This window comes from Psychrobacter sp. LFX-11D (assembly GCF_904846475.1).
Lineage (GTDB): Bacteria > Pseudomonadota > Gammaproteobacteria > Pseudomonadales > Moraxellaceae > Psychrobacter > Psychrobacter cryohalolentis.
The window spans coordinates 199,529-217,085 of sequence record NZ_CAJHAV010000005.1; the positions used below are offsets into that span (position 1 = coordinate 199,529).

Here is a 17,557-nt window from a genome sequence, read left to right on the forward strand (position 1 = left end):
GTTAAATCAGTAACCAACGACTGCCGCATCGACAATACGTGGATCTGAAGATCCATACACGCCATTTGGGGTAACCATAATAGACTGTGTTGATCCCATAGCTGACTGCTGACTGACCTTATGTCCCATGGACTCCAGTTTCTTAATAGTATCGATATTTAGTGCTTTTTCGATACGAATCTCATCCGGTAGCCATTGGTCATGAATACGTGGCGCATGCGTCGCTTCAGCGATATTCATATCATGGTCAATGACATTTGAGATCACCTGCGTGACGGTAGTAATAATGCGGCTACCACCCGGACTGCCTGTGACGATATAAGGTTTGCTGTCTTTAAATACGATTGTTGGACTCATAGAAGATAACGGGCGTTTATTGGCTTCAACCGCATTGGCGTCGCCGCCGATTAAGCCGTAACCATTTGGCACACCGGGCTTAGCAGAAAAATCATCCATCTCGTTATTGAGCAGTATCCCCGTACCTTCAGCAACAAGCCCCGTCCCATAAGAAAAGTTCAGCGTATACGTATTGGCTACCGCATTGCCATCTTTATCGACAATAGAAAAATGCGTGGTTTGATCACTCTCATAAGGTAGAGGGTTATTTGCCTTAATAGTTGCTGCTGGCGTGGCCTTATTTGGGTTGATTAACGTGCGTAGCTTATCAGCATAAGGCTGGGCAGTTAAACCGCTGGCAGGTACGTCAATAAAATCAGAATCCCCCAAATATTCAGAACGATCTGCATAAGCCAACTGCATAGCTTCAGCCATTAAATGAATGGTTTGCGCGCTGTTTTGACCATAGTCTTTTAGCGGATAACCTTCTAAGATATTTAAAATCTGCACGATATGAATACCGCCAGAAGACGGTGGTGGCATTGAGACAATCTCATAACCACGATAATCGCCTTTGACCGGCGTACGGGCAATAGCTTGATAATTTGCCAAGTCCTGCAAGCTCATTTTACCGCCTGCTTCATTGACCGCTTTAACCAATTTACGGGCGGTTTCTCCTTTATAAAAACCATCACTACCTTCTGCCGCAATCAGTTTAAGGGACTTTGCCAGCTCCGGCTGTTTTAAACGCTCACCCGGTTGATAAGTGCTGCCATCGGCTTTAAAGAATATCTTTTTGGTACTTGACCATTTTTGTAAGCGATCGCTTAACGCTTCTAGGGACTCTGATAACCCAGCAGTGACTTCGATACCGTTTGCAGCCAGCGCAATCGCTGGTGCCAGCACTTGCCCGCGGCTCATGGTGCCATGATCCTCTAACGCTTTGAGTAAGCCTGCGACCGTACCCGGCACACCAACTGCTAGGCCATGATAACGAGATAAATCACTGACGGCATTGCCCTCCTTATCGAGATACATATCACGCGAGGCGCTACTAGGGGCTTTTTCACGATAATCGAGTGCGACTGTTTTGCCTTGCTTGGCATCATAGACCATCATAAATCCGCCACCGCCGATATTACCGGCTCGCGGTAATGTCACAGCTAACGCAAAGCCAACAGCTACAGCAGCATCAACGGCATTGCCACCATCTTTCAAAATCTTTAAGCCGATATCAGAAGCCAGTGCTTCTTGGGTAGCAACCATGCCGTTTTTTGCCCAAACAGGATGGTGGATAGCGTCCACAGAATAGATGGCTTGATCGGTTTTGGCTTGCGTAGCCTTAGGCGTGAGCGTGTTACTTTTCGCTCGTGTCACGCGCTGCGTCTCAGACAATACCGTGGGATTTTCTTTCATAACCGCTAGATTAATCGCACTGGTATTAATCGAGGTTGGATTGATGGTTTTTGAGGCGACAGCAGTATTTGTGTCTACCGCATGGGCAGATACAGAGAGTAATAGCGTGCTGCCAATAATTAACGTTGCAGATTTTAAAGTCTTATAAGTGGGCGCTTGTGTCTGATGAGAATAAGAATATGGAGCTGACATCGCAAAGTCCTTTTTACGAGGATGAAAGAAATTGGGCTAAAAATACAGGATTAATAAATAAGATTAACTGATAAGGTTAAATAGTAACGAATATTGCTAGTAGTAGAAAGGACTTTGACATCTTTCGTTTTCAGATAAGAAAACGGTTATGAGGTAATTGAATTTAGGAAATGTAAAATACAGAGGAAAAGAAGCGCATCGGTAAGCCGATACGCTTCTTTAAATTTTCTTACTTTATCTAACTAATGCTTTTTAATTCCATGGCTTATATCTTACTGCGCTTGGTTATGCATCTTACGCTGTTTTGAACCATGATGACCTTTGGTTGTTCTTTCTGATTTTAACTGTGCCATTTTTGCACGCTGCTCAGCTGTGAGTACTTGCGAAATGGCATGTTGGGTTTGAACACGTTCAATAAAGCGCTGCTTGTTTTTAGCTGCTTGCTGGTCTGCAAGACGATTGATGGCAGCGTTATCCAAGGTATTAGCGTTCGTCAATGCCTGCATCTGCTGCTGCATTTGCATACGTTCTGCTTGATGTTTTGCACGGTCATTTTTGCGATCGCCCTGTTTTTCTTGCATGATGGCTTTGATTTGTGCCTGCTGCGTCGCTGTTAGATTTAGCTGCGCCATTGGACCTCTCATGCCGTCTTTCATGCCTTTATGCTGCATTTTGCTCGTGGTTGGCGTCGCCTCAGTAGCGGCATTGACACTACTGCAGGCAGTCACGGTCAATACGCTAGACATCGCTAATACTGAACCCATCAATAATTTTTTCATTTGCGTCATTTGCGTCATTTGCATAAGAGTTACCTTAATTTTTGTAAAAGTGAGGGTATGTCTGATAATTCTAGTCTTGATCGAGCGTCCCGGATAGTCACTATGGATCACTAATATGAATCATTGCTCGACATTGTAAATTAGCATCAACTTGTTTTTGATAACCACTATCATACGACAGCCAGAGGTTACGAACATTTATGAAACATTAAGAAAGGTAACGTTTATAGCGCATAGGTAGCGCTTGCTTGATAATATGAGCCGTAAGATGATTGAGAGGTACAATAATAAGGTGATAACGATGTCAAATATTTTATTGGGTGACGATGACGAAGAGTTGACTCAATTACTGCAAGAGTATCTGCATAATCACGGTGTTCGTTGTGACTGCGTGCATGATGGCGAAGCGGTCATAGAGCGATTAAAGACGACGATGCAAGATAATTCGCCTTATGATTTGTTGGTGCTCGATATCATGATGCCAAAAATAGACGGGCTCAGTGTGTTACGTCAGCTACCTGCTATTAGTGATATCCCTGTCATTATGCTTACCGCAAAAGGGGAGGAGATAGACCGTATCATCGGGCTGGAGCTTGGCGCTGATGATTATATTACCAAGCCTTGTAATCCACGTGAGCTGCTGGCACGCATCAATGCGGTGATTAAGCGCACCAGTATTGCGGTCAGTTTTACCGAGCAATTACCGCTGCCGAGTAGTCGCTTATATCTTGACCAACAGCAAAGGCTTTGCCAGATAGATGGCGTTGAGCTGCAATTAACAGGTACAGAGTTTGATTTATTACTGGCTTTATTACGACAAAAAGGCGAGGTAGTCAGTAAATCGTGGCTATCACAGCATGTCTTGCAGCGAGAATTACAGCCTTTTGACCGTAGCCTTGATGTCCATGTCTCGCGCCTGCGTAAAAAACTTCAACCTTTCCATGATGAGCCAATCAAGGCAATTCGTGGTAAAGGCTATCAGTTGGTACTCTAATGACAGAAGCTGCCCAAAATCCTACAGCGATAAACAAACCGAAGCTGAGCATACCTGTGTCGCTATTTTGGCGACTGTTTTTGAGTTTGCTATCTATGATTCTGATCACTTCTATCTTATCTATAGCAGTAGAGCGCTGGCTTAATGAGCGAGAGCTTGCTACTCGTATGGATTCTCAAATTGATAAGCTGCTTATTCAGCGTGAGCGGCTGGTCATATCCTTGAAGGCGGGTGATTTATCTGCTGTAAAGCAGATTTATAATGAAGATCGAAGACTCATGAGCCAAATCAGGATATACGATGAGCAGGGCGCTATTATATTTCCAAGATATCGGTTTCGAGAAAATCGAGTCAAGCGGCGTCAAGCACGTGACGTGGCAAGTATAAAGGCAATAGATTTGCAGATAGAAGGTGAGCAATCATCTGTACCACCGAATATGCACAATTCTGTGAGTAGCAGTACTGACAATAAAACATCTGATTATCGTGAAATTAGTGATAAAGAGCGTGTCGATAAGAACCCTTATAAGGCGTATTCCTTTGATAAGGATGGCGTCAAAAGCGCGCGCCCGAATGATAAGCCTTTTAGCCTCGATGATATTTTAAAACCGGTACCGTCTCATAAAGCCATTGCTGACATTGATAGCCGACCTGAGTTAGCTGAGGTTACGGTGGTCATGCCAAATAATGACAGCGTTATCGTACAGCTGCGTCCGCACCTGTTATTTAAAGATGTGTTAGAGCTACAGCGGGGCAATTTTATGCTGCGGCTCTTGCTGATTATACTCTTTAGCGTGTTGGTGTGCTTTTGGCTCAGTCGTACGTTGACTCAGCGTATTGGGCGTGTGCAGGATACCGTACACCGGATGATAGATGGCAACTATGAAGTCAATCCGCAGTTATCAAGTCTGGGTTCTGACGAATTGGGGTTATTAGCAAAAGATGTCGCTTTACTATCAACGCGGCTTGCTGACAGTGAACTGGCACGCAAGCAGATGTTAAGTGATATCTCGCATGAGCTGCGCTCGCCGCTGGCCCGTCTCGATGTAGCTACTGAGCTGACACGAGATTTTGCGCCCAACGCCAGTCGTTATCTTGACCGTATCGATAAAGAGTCAACGCGGATGAATGAGCTGATTGAGCAAATTATCCGTATTCAATCGTTGCAAATGCAGCAATATACTATCAACACTCTAGAAGATGAGGCAGTAGACATCTGTGAAATTATCAATGAGATCGGTCAAGATGTCTGTTTTGAGTTTCAGCATAAAAATATATATTGGCAATGGCATGCGAATCCGTCTTTATTGCCAGATTCTTGCACAGTAATGGGCAATCAAGAACAGCTGCATAGTGCCCTTGAAAACATCATCCGTAATGCCTTTATGCATACTGCTTTTGATTCGGCAGTGATGGCTGAGATACAAGCAGTGAAGATGAATAATAAAACAGCAGCTATTGAAATAAGTATCACTGATGAGGGCGGCGGTGTTGCCGAAAAGGATCTGGAGCGTATTTTTCAGCCTTTCGTTAGGCTTGATACGGCGCGCCATCGCGAAACGGGCGGTTATGGACTGGGGTTGGCAATCGTTCATGCCGTAGTAATGGCACATAGAGGTCAGATCACTGTCCATAATCGCCAAGATGGCATATTAGGGCTTGTGATAAAAGTAATATTACCTATTAAATAGAAACAACCTCAAATGAGAATGTATTTCATCAACATATATTCACTAATAAGAATATAACCGATGAACGGTAGTAAATTACCGATGGGTGGTATTGAGACTCTGTTTATATTCGTTAATAATAATATATAGAGAGTTATAATGATTTACAAAATAAGACGCTTTATGTCTCAAATAATTATCTAAGTAATTTTTTAACCCTAACTTCTAATCCTATTGCCTCATAACTGTTTTCTTTTGTTACATCAACTCTCTACAAAATGGATTTTAACTTCGATTTTTTAAATCAGACGAATCTATAAGGGAGTATACATCATGAACCGCATCTATAAGGTAATATGGAATGAAGCCTTAAACTGTTTCACTGCAGTTGGTGAATACGCAAAGGCACGTGGCAAATCTTCCAAATCTAGCGTGAGTGCAAACGCTACCATCAATACAACAGACAATCTTTCTTCTACCAGTGCTTTTAAACTCACGGCTATCGGGCTGGGTCTAATGGCGGCTGGTCTTACTATGTCGCCGCAAGTTTTTGCTGCAAAAGGAGTCGGTAATAGCATCTCTATTGGAACAGCTAATAATTGTGCTAATAACAGTACTACAAATACTACGAATGCTTCATCAGGCTTAGCTAATAGTGTAGCTGTTGGTTGTAATTCTGTTGCAGATTTATCAACTGATCCTTCGATAACTTTTTATAATAGAGAAAACCCTAGTAATTTACCGCCTGTTAATTTTAGTACAGATACACCATTTAATTCCACAGCAGTTGGTACTAATGCGAAAGCATATCAAGCCGGTACTTCTATAGGGATGAATGCTTCATCACGTAGTTTAGGTATCGCTTTAGGGGTTCAGGCAAAATCTGATAACGTGGCAGCTGTTGCGATTGGTCCAGCTGCTTTAGCAACTGGAAATACTTCTCTAGCGTTAGGTCGTCAATCTGCGGCAACAGAGAATTTTGCACAAGCGATTGGTAACGTAGCTTCTGCTACAGGTGTGGGTTCATTGGCAATGGGTCATTCTGCAAAAGCAGAAGGTTATCGCTCAATTGCTATTGGTTCTACAGATATTGTCAGTGCAAGACCTACAGATGATCAACCAGGCGTTATTTATAATCCTATAGGCCAAACTAAAGCAATAGGTGTGGACAGCATTGCTTTTGGTAGTGGGGCTCAAGCCTTAGGTGACCGTTCAGTGGCTATAGGTGAAGGGAATACAGTGAACGGCGCTAACTCAATCGCTGTGGGTACTGGCCATATTGTTAGTGGTAATAATTCAGGTGCATTTGGTGATCCTAATACTGTCAATGGTATGAATAGCTATGCAATTGGTAATAACAACACCATCGCGGGTAACAACGCCTTTGTTCTCGGTAATAACGTTACGATTGCAAATGGTTTAAATGGTGCTGTTGGTATTGGTAATAATGCTAGTGTCACAGCTATAAACAGTGTCGCTTTAGGTCAAGGCTCTGTTGCAACTGTACAAAGTGGCGCTTCTTTTTTAACCAATATTGCTGCTAATGCAAATAATGGTACAGTCGCTGTAGGAGCTGTTGCAAGTGAGCGTCGTATTATTAATGTCGCAGCTGGTTCATCTGATACTGATGCAGTCAATGTATCTCAGCTAAGAGCGTTGGATACTATCGTGTCTGACATTGATTTCCCTATCCGCTCTAGCAGTGCACAACCATACACCACGTCAGTAACAGGCACTGATGCTCTTGCTGTTGGCTCTAATGCTATAGCAAATGGCGACCGTTCAACTGCTGTTGGAGAGAATGCTAAGGCAATTGGTATTCAGGCTAGTGCCTTTGGTGCAGGTGCAGAAGCAACAGCCCGTAGCAGTTTGGCATCAGGTTTCAAAGCTAAAGCTAAAAGTGGCGAATCAGTTGCTCTAGGTGTCAGGAGTAGTGCGGAAGGTTTAGGTGCCACAGCTGTTGGTCCTACTGCAAACGCTAGAGGCGAAGATAGTGTAGCGCTAGGTCGTCGCTCTAAAGCAGACGGTGCTGGTGCCATGGCTTTAGGTGGTTTCTCTGAAGCCGTAGGTGAAAATGCATCAGCTGTTGGCTTTAATGCTGAAGCTTCCATGGGCGGTACTGCTATTGGACAGAGCTCTAGCGCAGCCAGTAATGCTACAGCATTAGGTCGCAGTGCTATTGCAGGGCAATCAGGTAATGTGGCTCTGGGAAACAGCTCTGTTACTACAGCCCAGCACATCGGAAGTTTTTCTATCAATAATTTACCAGTTGCTGGTTTGACTAGTGGCGCTAGAACGGTATCTGTAGGCACTGTCGGTGCTGAACGACAAATTCAAAATGTTGCTCCGGGTGTTGTAGATGCTAACAGCACCGACGCTATCAATGGCAGTCAGCTTAATGCGACCAATAGTAGAGTCACGACTAACACCACTAATATCAGCAACAATACTAATGCTATTGCTGAAGGCATCAAATTCAACGTTAATAACAGTCTCCAAAGAACCTTTGCTTTAGGTGAAGAGATCAAGTTTGATACGGACAGCAACTTAACCACCACCGCATTACCAAGTGGGGATGGTATTAAGCTTGCGCTTGCAGATATCGTCAATGTGGGTAGTGGAGCAACTCCTGTCAAGATTGATGGAACAGCAAGAACTATCTCAGGTCTAAGCAACGTCACCTTTAATCCTGCTACAACTTATACAGGTGGACAAGCGGCAACTCAAGAACAGCTAACAGCGGCAAGTGGTGCTCTAACTGAACTTGGTTTCAACATCACGGCTGATAATAAAGACTTAGGTCCAGGTGAAGTTGAAGACAACGTCAAGCTTGGTGAGACTGTTAACTTTACTAATGCTGATGGTAATCTGGTCGCCACTGTTTCAGACAATGGCATCAATTACGACTTAGCTCCTGATATTACGCTAACTAGTGTGACTATTAGTGATGGAATCAATGATACTACATTGACTACGGATGCTAGAGGTTTGAGCGTCAATCAATCTAAAATCGTTGACATTTTAGATGGTAATGTGACGTCTACTAGTCAGCAAGCTATCAATGGTCGTCAGCTATTTAGTACTGCACAGTCTATTGCTAATAACTTGGGCGGTGGTTCAGTTGTTAATACTGATGGTACGGTCAGTACTCCAGTCTATCAAGTTAATGGTAATGACCAGACTGGCGTTGCAGGTGCTATCGAAGAGCTAGATAAAGGCTTTAATTTGAAGACTAATGGTGCCAACATTAGCACTGTGAAAGCTGGTGACACAATTGACATAGGTACTGCTACTGGCGAAACCAATATTGAAGTAGCTAAGACTGGCAATGACATCAAGTTTAAACTGGCTAATAATATCGACCTCAATAGTGTCACGACAGGTAATACTGTCATGGATACTGGCGGTATTACTGTCACTAATCCTAATCGTCCAGATAGAACTGCTAGCTTAACAAGCCGTGGTCTAACCATTAGTAATGGTCCAAGCGTCCTTAGATCTGGTATCGATGCTGGTAATAAAAAAATCACAGGTGTGGCTGCTGGCGATGTGAACCAAGATAGCACTGATGCAGTTAACGGTAGCCAGCTTAACGAAGCTAAAAAAGATCTTAGCAACAAAGGCTTTAAGATCACTGCTGATCGATCTAATTTAGCCAACTCTAAGACAGTAGATAAAGTCAAACTCGGCGAGACGGTTAACTATACCAGTGCAGATGGAAGCATCATCACTACGGTTTCAGATAACGAAATTGACTTTGCACTTGGTAACAACTTAAGCGTTGGTGGACCAGGTCAAAACGGTGCAGATGGTGTAGATGGCTTTGTTGGTGTTAATGGTGCAGACGGCACAAGTGGTGTTGCTATCAATGGTTCGAACGGCACAATCGGTCTAACAGGGCCTGCTGGAGAGGCAACGCTTACCATGCGTCCAGAAGTCAGACCTGGTAACGTGTTTAGAAATAACACACCTGTAACTCGCTTGAGCTATGAAGACAGTGCGGGTAAGAGCCATACTGTAGCGACATTGGAAGATGATGGTTTACGATTCTCTGGTAACGAGAACCCCAATATCGGCTATGTAACTCGCAGACTTAATAAAAGGTTACAGATTGTTGGTGGTCAAAGCGTAGCTGGAAATTACTCATCAAGCAACATGAAGACAGTTGCAACACAAGATGGTGGTATTGAAATCCAAATGGCTGATTCACCAAAATTTGGTAATGTAATCATCAATGATGCTGGCACTGGTAAAATCACAGGTGTGGCTGCTGGCGATGTGAACCAAGATAGCACTGATGCAGTTAACGGTAGCCAGCTTAACGAAGCTAAAAAAGATCTTAGCAACAAAGGCTTTAAGATCACTGCTGATCGATCTAATTTAGCCAACTCTAAGACAGTAGATAAAGTCAAACTCGGCGAGACGGTTAACTATACCAGTGCAGATGGAAGCATCATCACTACGGTTTCAGATAACGAAATTGACTTTGCACTTGGTAACAACTTAAGCGTTGGTGGACCAGGTCAAAACGGTGCAGATGGTGTAGATGGCTTTGTTGGTGTTAATGGTGCAGACGGCACAAGTGGTGTTGCTATCAATGGTTCGAACGGCACAATCGGTCTAACGGGTCCTACTGGTGTATCAGGTACCGTTGGTGTCATTAACGGCGTACCAGGTGTTAATGGTGGTGATGGTATCACACGTATCGTTATCGACGATATCCAAGTTGCCACGATGGAAGACGGCCTGAAGTTTGCGGGTAACACTGGCACTACCATTAATAAGAAGTTGAACGAAACGTTGAGCATCGAAGGTAAGCTGGCGAATGCTGCTGATGCATCGGGTGCAAACCTACGTGTTGACAGCCTCAATGGCAAACTGAACGTCGTGATGGCTAAGAACCTAACGGATCTTGACACAGTTACTGTGGGTTCTGACCCAAGTAATCAAACCTTTATTAACAGAGGTACGATTAGCAGCAAAGCCCTTAATGTTAATGCTGGTCGTTTTGTTGTCGAGGACGATAAAGTCAGTGTGGCTCTGGGCACCAACGTCAGCATGGGTGGTAACCAGGTTCACAATGTTGTAGCAGGTGCTGCTGGTACTGATGCAGTGAATGTTGATCAGCTTAATGGTCAAAACACTACTATTGTAACTAAAGGTCTAAACTTCGCTGGTAATGATAATATCAACATCCATAAGGATCTTGGTACGCAACTTAAAATTGTAGGCAGTTTAAATCCTCTTAAAACAGCATCTGCAAAAAATATCCGAACTGTAGAAAACAACGGTCAGTTAGAGATTCAGATGGCTGATGCTTTAGATGTAACCTCCGTCACCACTGGTAATACTGTGATGGATAATGGCGGTGTTAGTTTCATTAATAGTGGAGTAAAATTAAACAGTACTGGTTTCACTATCACTAATATTGTTCCAGCTAAAACTGTCAGCTTAACAAGCACTGGTCTTAACAACGGTGGTAATGTTATTACCAATGTTGCACGAGGTGAAGCAACTACTGACGCTGTGAATGTTGGACAGTTAAATGAAGTCAAGCAAAGCGCTACTGATGCCAACAAAGGCTGGAATATTAGTGCCCAAGGCGCGAATATTAGCACAGTGAAACCAAGCGATACAGTCGACTTAAACAATACAGATAACAATATAACCGTCTCTAAAACAGCAGAGAGTAATAATGTTACCTTTAATTTAAGTAAAGACATCGCTATAGATAGCGTAAAAACGGGTGATGCCACGATGAATAGCAGTGGTCTAACTATCGTAGGCGGTCCTAAACTTACTAAAACTAGTGTTGATGCTGGTAGTAACAAGATCACCAACGTTGCTAATGGCTTCATTGAGGTAGCGAGTAAGGATGCCGTCAATGGTGGACAATTATTTGAGTTTCTCTCTCTTGTCAATACACAGACAACTGTGATCGCTGAGATGGGTGCTGGACTCAACTTCGATGCAGATAGTGGTCCTGTTATCAACAAAAAAGCAGGTTCTGCTCCACTTACGTTTAAAGGTGGCAATAATATCACCACGACATCAGCAGGCAGTAGCATTAAGTTTGATTTAAACGGCAACATCAATGTCGACAGCGTGACGACTGGTGATACAACCGTCAGTACAAACGGAGTTGTCATTGCAGGTGGCCCTAGTATCACTAAAGCCGGTATATATGCAGGTAATGGTGAAACTGCTCCTAGTATGACAGCAGCCGGTATTAATGCTGCTGGCACTAAGATAACCAATGTTGCGGACGGCATGCAACCTAGAGATGCTGTGAACTTCGGTCAATTGGATGCAGTCAATAGAAACCTAGGCAACAGCATCAATGAGCTGGGTTATAGAATTGGCGAGGTTGAGGACGACGCCAACGCTGGTATCTCAGCAGCCATGGCGATGTCTTCATTGCCTCAAGCTTACATCATCGGTAAGTCTATGATAGGTGGTGGTATCGCAACGTATAACGGTGAGAGTGCCGTTGCTATCGGCTTTTCGAAACTGTCCGCTGATGGACGTTGGGTCATGAAGTTAAATGGTACTGCAGATACTCAAGGCAACGTAGGTGCAGCCATAGGTGCAGGTTTCCATTTTGACTAAACACCTATTTGACTAAACATCTAAGCGAAATGACAATCATAATCATTAGTTAGATACAAGAAGCAAGGCATCAGATGCCTTGCTTTTTTAATGGATATTTATCAACATATAAAAACCGACAGAACAGATTAAAAGTATAATCACGCTCGTTACCTATTAGCGCACCAAAATAACTGGTGACAGCGTACTGGCGATAATCTCTGTTGTAGTGCTGCCAAGAAACAGATGCTGTAGTTTTGAGCTGCCATAAGCCCCCACCACAATCATATCGATTGCATGCTCCATTTGAAAAGCTAACAATCCATTGACCGCGTCAAGCTTTTGGAGATGATGAGTCTCTACTGAAAATCCTGCTGCTGCCATCTGCGCGCGGGCATCGGCAAGGCTTTGTTTGGCGGTTTCATTATCGTTACCGACCATCACGATATGACCTTGCATGCCTTTTAATAATTTGCTCTCTGACAGCATAGTTATGGCCTTAAGCGCTGTTTTACTAGCGTCAAAGGCTACCATGTATGAATGAGGTTCTTTGAATTTCTCTGAGCAAATGAGCACCGGTATGCTTGACGCTCGTGCAACTGTCTCGATTTGGCTGCCGATGTTGATGCGACTATGTTTATGGTCTTCACCGCGGCGTCCCATAACGATGGCACGATTATGCGCTGTAAAATGCTCAATAGCAGGCAGTAGCTTGCCACGGCGCTGATAAACATGGACATTTACGTCATCAAACTGATTTTTGATATGGCTTTTGGCATCTTGCACCAAGGCGTTACTATAGCTATTGACTACCTTGGCTCTTTGCTCGTCAAGCTGAGACAATTCATCTAGCAAGAATTGACGGCTATTAATGCCAATCGCCCCAGACAAGTCTCTTCTAATAGACGCTGCTACATCGCTGACATGCAACAGTCCTACCGAAATATTGAGTCGCCTTGCATACCATGCTGCATAGTCACAAACAGACTCTGTCACTGCTGAGCCGTCAATACAAGCCAAAACGTGCTGTTGAGTTGTCATCATTCATCCTTAAATGCTTATTTTTTCGCTACCAACTTTATGTCAATCAGCTAATAATGAACTGCTTTCATATCAAATTTAGCACCAGTTTTTATCAGTATAACCTTTAGTTAAAAAATTTTGCCAGTTTCTGAAATATAGCATGCGTGGAGTCCTTTTAAAAATATGACACTGATAATCTTACTATAATTTTTTTGGGTCTATAGACAAAAAACCAGAAATATTATCGTTAATATTTTTCTATTAATCAAAAATATCCCATTCTATATTTCAAAGTATAGTTTTTAAATGCGTTGATACCTATCTGAGAAAAATAAATAATAAGGATTTTTAACCATCATACCTTACAATAAGCATATCTATTTGTGATAAAGAAAAATAGATATGACTGCAATTTAAAGAGGAAAAGAACGTTATATAAACGATATTAAAAAACGAACTAATGTTAGTTTATATGAGACAGATAAAATCTCTACAGGTAAATTTAAGTCATTCAACTTGTTTTTTGCGGGAAAGTTGCTAATATGCAGCAATGCATTTTATTGTTGGTTTCGTATCAAACGTTTCATCACGAAGTGGTTTGATTTTAATATGGAAGTTACTAGGAAAAAAGGTATGACATCATTAAATCATGAAGGTCGCGTGCTTCACGACGGTCTAAGCAAAAAAATTATGTCTGCTGATCAAGCAGCAGCGTTTATCAAAAACGATATGAATGTCGGTATGAGTGGCTTTACTGGTGCAGGTTACCCAAAAGCGATACCCGCTGCGCTTGCCAAACACATGGAAGCGGCTCATGCTCGCGGTGAAGACTTTCAAATTGGTTTATTGACAGGTGCCTCTACCGCAACCGAATGTGATGGCGTATTGGCAGAAGCGAACGGCATCAAGTGGCGCACGCCATATCAATCAGAGCCTGCTTTACGTAAACAAATCAACGCAGGTGAAGCGCATTATTTCGACATGCATTTATCGCATGTAGCGCAGCAGAGCACCATCGGTTTCTATGGCAAGATGCATATAGCGGTCGTTGAAGTGTCTGGTATTTTGCCAGATGGTCGCCTGATTCCATCGACTTCTATCGGTAACAACAATGCCTGGTTAGAAAATGCAGACAAAATCATCTTAGAAGTGAACGCGCAGCAAAGCTTGATGTTAGAAGGTATGCATGATGTCTATAATGATATCGGTATGCCGCCAAACCGCAAGCCGATTCCACTTGTGACCCCAGGCGGACGTATTGGTGTGCCGTATCTACATTGTGACTTGGATAAAGTGGTTGGCGTTGTCTTAACGAACTCGCCTGATCGCAACAGCAAGTTTGCTGATCCTGATGAATGTTCAAACAAAATAGCCAGCCATATCATTGATTTCTTCCATGATGAAGTCAAAAAAGGTCGCATGCCAGAAAATTTATTACCGATCCAGTCTGGTGTAGGTAACGTAGCCAATGCAGTATTGGCAGGACTACAAAACAGCCCGTTTGAGAATTTAACCGGCTACACAGAAGTATTGCAAGACGGTATGTTAGACCTAATTATGTCTGGCAAAATGACCATGGCATCTGCCACTGCACTGTCATTAAGCCCAGATGCGCTAGAGCGTTTTAATGCCAATATCGAAGAGCTGCGTGCGCGTATTGTATTGCGTCCACAAGAAATCACCAACCATCCTGAAGTCGCGCGTCGCTTAGGTGTATTGGCCATTAATGCCATGATTGAATGTGACCTGTATGGTAACGTCAACTCAACCCACGTCATGGGCACCAATATGATGAATGGCTTGGGCGGCTCAGGTGATTTCGCTCGTAACGCTTATACGTCATTCTTTGTATCGCCATCAGTGGCAAAAGATGGCGCAATCTCTTGTATCACGCCGATGGTCTCGCATCACGACCATACTGAGCATGATGTGATGGTCATTGTCACCGAACAAGGATTGGCAGATTTGCGTGGTCTATCGCCGCGTCAACGTGCAAAAGCAATTATCGATAATTGTGCCCATCCTGATTATCGCCCAATGCTACAAGATTATTTTGATCGTGCTTCAGATACGGCTGGTATGCAAACGCCGCATATCTTAGACGAAGCATTATCATGGCATCAGCGTTATGTTGAAACGGGTGATATGCGTATTAAAAAATCAGCTTATAAAATTGCCGTTTAATATAATAGATATTATAACAGCATAAATAAATTCCAAAAAAACGCCCCTTATTTAATTTAAGGGGCGTTTTTTTGTGCAACGTTAAGTGATTTAGTGACGAATTATTTAGCGGCTGGTAAATACAATCGCTTTCGTACCGTTGTTTGTCGGTTGGCTAATCGTCACTTTGCTATCTAAGATATCACCGCGCGCATTGATTTTATAGCATTCTGATGAGACACCATTGGGATCATTTGCGACGAGTAGATTGGCTGAGGTGTCGACACAAAACCATGCAGTGTTGTTGGTGTCTCTGGTCAATGACCAGCCTTGTCTGTAGCTACCTATCTTTCTGCGCATACTTCTATCGGCGTATACGTCCTCTGCAATCAATTGACTAGAGGAGCCAACGGTTGCCAGCTTAGGAAGCGTCGTGCTCTGGGTCGCTAGTGAGTATTTGCCTGAGCTATCAGTATAACCATGGAAAACTAATGGATTTAACGTAAAGTAATTGATGGCAACAGATTGATCAGTGATTTGATTATTTACTTTATTAATAGTATTTACTTCGGCAGCTTGTACTTGTTTATTATTGAATACCATACTGCCTTTTGGGGTAATTGTAATATCAGCGGAGGCAGTTTGATTGCCGACGGTCGCTACCAAGCTTTGACTGCGAGCTTTGGTATAAATGTTGAGCATCGCTGCTTCAACAGGATATTGAGTGACGATAGTATTTTGGTTGTTATTGCCAATGGTGCCACCGTTTATCCCGCCAGCACATGCGCTCAAGCTCAGTGCCACTGCGGCGCATAATCCTAATTTTTTCATCATTTATTCCTTATTTTGTTTATATGAGCATATCTATGTCTACTATAATCGAATTTTTGTGCGATGGCATCTGCTATCTACCTTTGTCTTTGCTATCATTACATCACTATAACAACCAATGATTTGTTAGGCATCTATTGCACAACAAGGTGATAAAAATAGTGATGTATTTTTACGATAAATACTTATTCACAGTTCAATGATAAGCATCTTTTTGCACCTCATTATGGTGAGTCTGTTATCATTTCGCTCTGCAAAAGTATCAGTGTTAGGAAGTCAATATGATCGTCAAGCAAAACCCAAGCGCCATCAAACTATTCTTTACCTTGCGTGGCTCAATTCTTCCCAAAGTATATCCTCAAATTTTGCTGATTGGTCTTATCAGTGCGCTTATTACCAATATTCAGCACGGCTTTCCAAGCTCTTTTTCTTCTTATGGCGTTGCGCCTTTCACCTTGCTTGGGATTGCCTTATCGTTGTTTTTGGGCTTTCGTAATAATGCCAGCTATCAGCGTTGGTGGGAAGCAAGGGGGCTATGGGGACAATTGGTTTATGATGCGCGCAGCCTGTGCCGTCAAGCGCTCTCTTATATCGACGAAGACAATCCAATAGGGCGAGATACTCAGCGCCGTCTGATTCATCTGAGTATTGCTTTTACTCATGCGGTGCGTCATCGACTGCGAAACACCTCGCCTTGGGAGGATATCGAGCGCTTTGTTGATCCGAAATATCATAGCAAAATGCGGCAGGCAAAAAATCTGCCTGATTATCTGATGCGCTTGATGGGTAAGGAGCTTGGATATTGTCGACAGCAGCATTTGCTATCAGAGCAGATGGTACAAAATATGGATGAGCGTCTGAACTCTATGACGGTGGTACTGGCAGCGTGTGAACGTATTCATAATACGCCATTGCCATTTGCTTATACTTTGCTTGTACATCGAACCACTTATCTTTATTGCTTTATGCTGCCGTTTGGTTTGGTATCTTCTTTGGGCTGGGTGACACCCTTAATCTGCAGCGTGATTGCCTATACCTTTTTTGGACTTGATGCGCTAAGTGAAGAGTTAGAGTCACCATTTGGCTTGGCGGACAATCAGCTGCCATTAACGGCTTTATCGCGCACGATTGAAATCAATTTGTTAGAGGCCTTGGGTGAAACTGATTTGCCAGCTGATATCAGCCCTATAAAGGGCTACTTACCATAAATAATGGGTAAGATAATAAAAGACCGCTCGATTGGAGCGGTCTTTCTATGTTCGTATGTCACTTTGATTACTTATTAGCCTTAAATACCTTTTAAAAAGCTCAGTAAGATCCCTTTTTACGTACTAGGTCATTGTGTATCGCTTTTATGAGCGCCGCTAAGGGACAGTTGCTTATAGCTGGCTAGGAATTTTTATAGGGATAGGGTAGTTATACATCCAAGTATGCGAGGTATAGTCAGTTCAAAACAAAAGTGTTATGGCTAGGACAAACATCATAAAATAATTTGGATAAGTCATTTTCCATCCACCCTTGGCGTAGAGACTTTACTTGAGCCCATTTTTTCTCAATAGGGTTTA

9 protein-coding genes are annotated in these 17,557 nt (G+C 43.0%); 5 read left to right on the plus strand and 4 right to left on the minus strand.

From position 1 onward, the window contains the following. Nucleotides 1-6 precede the first annotated feature (6 nt). Together ggt and JMX75_RS05845 are read right to left on the minus strand one after the other, a co-directional pair. Nucleotides 7-1,944: a gamma-glutamyltransferase gene (gene ggt / locus JMX75_RS05840; protein WP_201531444.1), complete on the minus strand. Its 1,938-nt coding sequence runs from the start codon at nt 1,942-1,944 to the stop codon at nt 7-9. Between the two features lie 272 nt (nt 1,945-2,216). Then, nucleotides 2,217-2,747 (minus strand): Spy/CpxP family protein refolding chaperone, encoded by a 531-nt coding sequence (locus JMX75_RS05845; RefSeq protein WP_201531446.1) that lies wholly within the window; start codon nt 2,745-2,747, stop codon nt 2,217-2,219. Nucleotides 2,748-3,024: 277 nt separating this feature from the next. Here JMX75_RS05845 and JMX75_RS05850 point away from each other — a divergent pair, with 277 nt between their 5' ends. From JMX75_RS05850 to JMX75_RS05860, 3 genes are all read left to right on the plus strand, one after another. Further along, complete coding sequence (locus tag JMX75_RS05850) at nt 3,025-3,717, plus strand: response regulator transcription factor (RefSeq protein WP_020443421.1); 693 nt, start codon at nt 3,025-3,027, stop codon at nt 3,715-3,717. Continuing rightward, the gene (locus JMX75_RS05855; protein ID WP_201531448.1) at nt 3,717-5,408 is read left to right on the plus strand and encodes a sensor histidine kinase; all 1,692 of its coding nucleotides are present in this window, start codon (nt 3,717-3,719) and stop codon (nt 5,406-5,408) included. The genes JMX75_RS05850 and JMX75_RS05855 overlap by 1 nt, the downstream gene beginning before the upstream one ends. A gap of 312 nt (nt 5,409-5,720) precedes the next feature. Beyond that, nucleotides 5,721-11,996: a YadA-like family protein gene (locus JMX75_RS05860; RefSeq protein ID WP_201531450.1), complete on the plus strand. Its 6,276-nt coding sequence runs from the start codon at nt 5,721-5,723 to the stop codon at nt 11,994-11,996. A gap of 156 nt (nt 11,997-12,152) precedes the next feature. Here JMX75_RS05860 and JMX75_RS05865 read toward each other — a convergent pair whose 3' ends face one another. Next, on the minus strand, nt 12,153-13,016 hold the full coding sequence (locus JMX75_RS05865; RefSeq protein ID WP_201531452.1) for a universal stress protein: 864 nt from the start codon (nt 13,014-13,016) through the stop codon (nt 12,153-12,155). Nucleotides 13,017-13,631: 615 nt separating this feature from the next. On the opposite strand from JMX75_RS05865, the gene JMX75_RS05870 reads away from it, so the two are divergent. Further along, a complete protein-coding gene (locus JMX75_RS05870; protein WP_149491552.1) occupies nt 13,632-15,182 on the plus strand; it encodes an acetyl-CoA hydrolase/transferase family protein in 1,551 nt (516 codons plus the stop codon). A gap of 105 nt (nt 15,183-15,287) precedes the next feature. Here the strand turns inward: JMX75_RS05870 and JMX75_RS05875 are convergent, their stop codons facing one another. Beyond that, complete coding sequence (locus JMX75_RS05875) at nt 15,288-15,992, minus strand: hypothetical protein (RefSeq protein ID WP_020443426.1); 705 nt, start codon at nt 15,990-15,992, stop codon at nt 15,288-15,290. A gap of 281 nt (nt 15,993-16,273) precedes the next feature. Here JMX75_RS05875 and JMX75_RS05880 point away from each other — a divergent pair, with 281 nt between their 5' ends. After that, nucleotides 16,274-17,200, plus strand: coding sequence for a bestrophin family protein (locus JMX75_RS05880; protein ID WP_201531454.1), 927 nt, complete (start codon nt 16,274-16,276; stop codon nt 17,198-17,200). The last annotated feature ends 357 nt before the right edge of the window (nt 17,201-17,557 follow it).

Excerpts from the sequence above, each read along its gene's own strand:
- ggt (WP_201531444.1), bottom strand. The coding sequence starts at position 1,944 with ATGTCAGCTCCATATTCTTATTCTCATCAGACACAAGCGCCCACTTAT.
- JMX75_RS05845 (WP_201531446.1), bottom strand. The coding sequence starts at position 2,747 with ATGCAAATGACGCAAATGACGCAAATGAAAAAATTATTGATGGGTTCA.
- JMX75_RS05850 (WP_020443421.1), top strand. The coding sequence starts at position 3,025 with ATGTCAAATATTTTATTGGGTGACGATGACGAAGAGTTGACTCAATTA.
- JMX75_RS05855 (WP_201531448.1), top strand. The coding sequence starts at position 3,717 with ATGACAGAAGCTGCCCAAAATCCTACAGCGATAAACAAACCGAAGCTG.
- JMX75_RS05860 (WP_201531450.1), top strand. The coding sequence starts at position 5,721 with ATGAACCGCATCTATAAGGTAATATGGAATGAAGCCTTAAACTGTTTC.
- JMX75_RS05865 (WP_201531452.1), bottom strand. The coding sequence starts at position 13,016 with ATGACAACTCAACAGCACGTTTTGGCTTGTATTGACGGCTCAGCAGTG.
- JMX75_RS05870 (WP_149491552.1), top strand. The coding sequence starts at position 13,632 with ATGACATCATTAAATCATGAAGGTCGCGTGCTTCACGACGGTCTAAGC.
- JMX75_RS05875 (WP_020443426.1), bottom strand. The coding sequence starts at position 15,992 with ATGAAAAAATTAGGATTATGCGCCGCAGTGGCACTGAGCTTGAGCGCA.
- JMX75_RS05880 (WP_201531454.1), top strand. The coding sequence starts at position 16,274 with ATGATCGTCAAGCAAAACCCAAGCGCCATCAAACTATTCTTTACCTTG.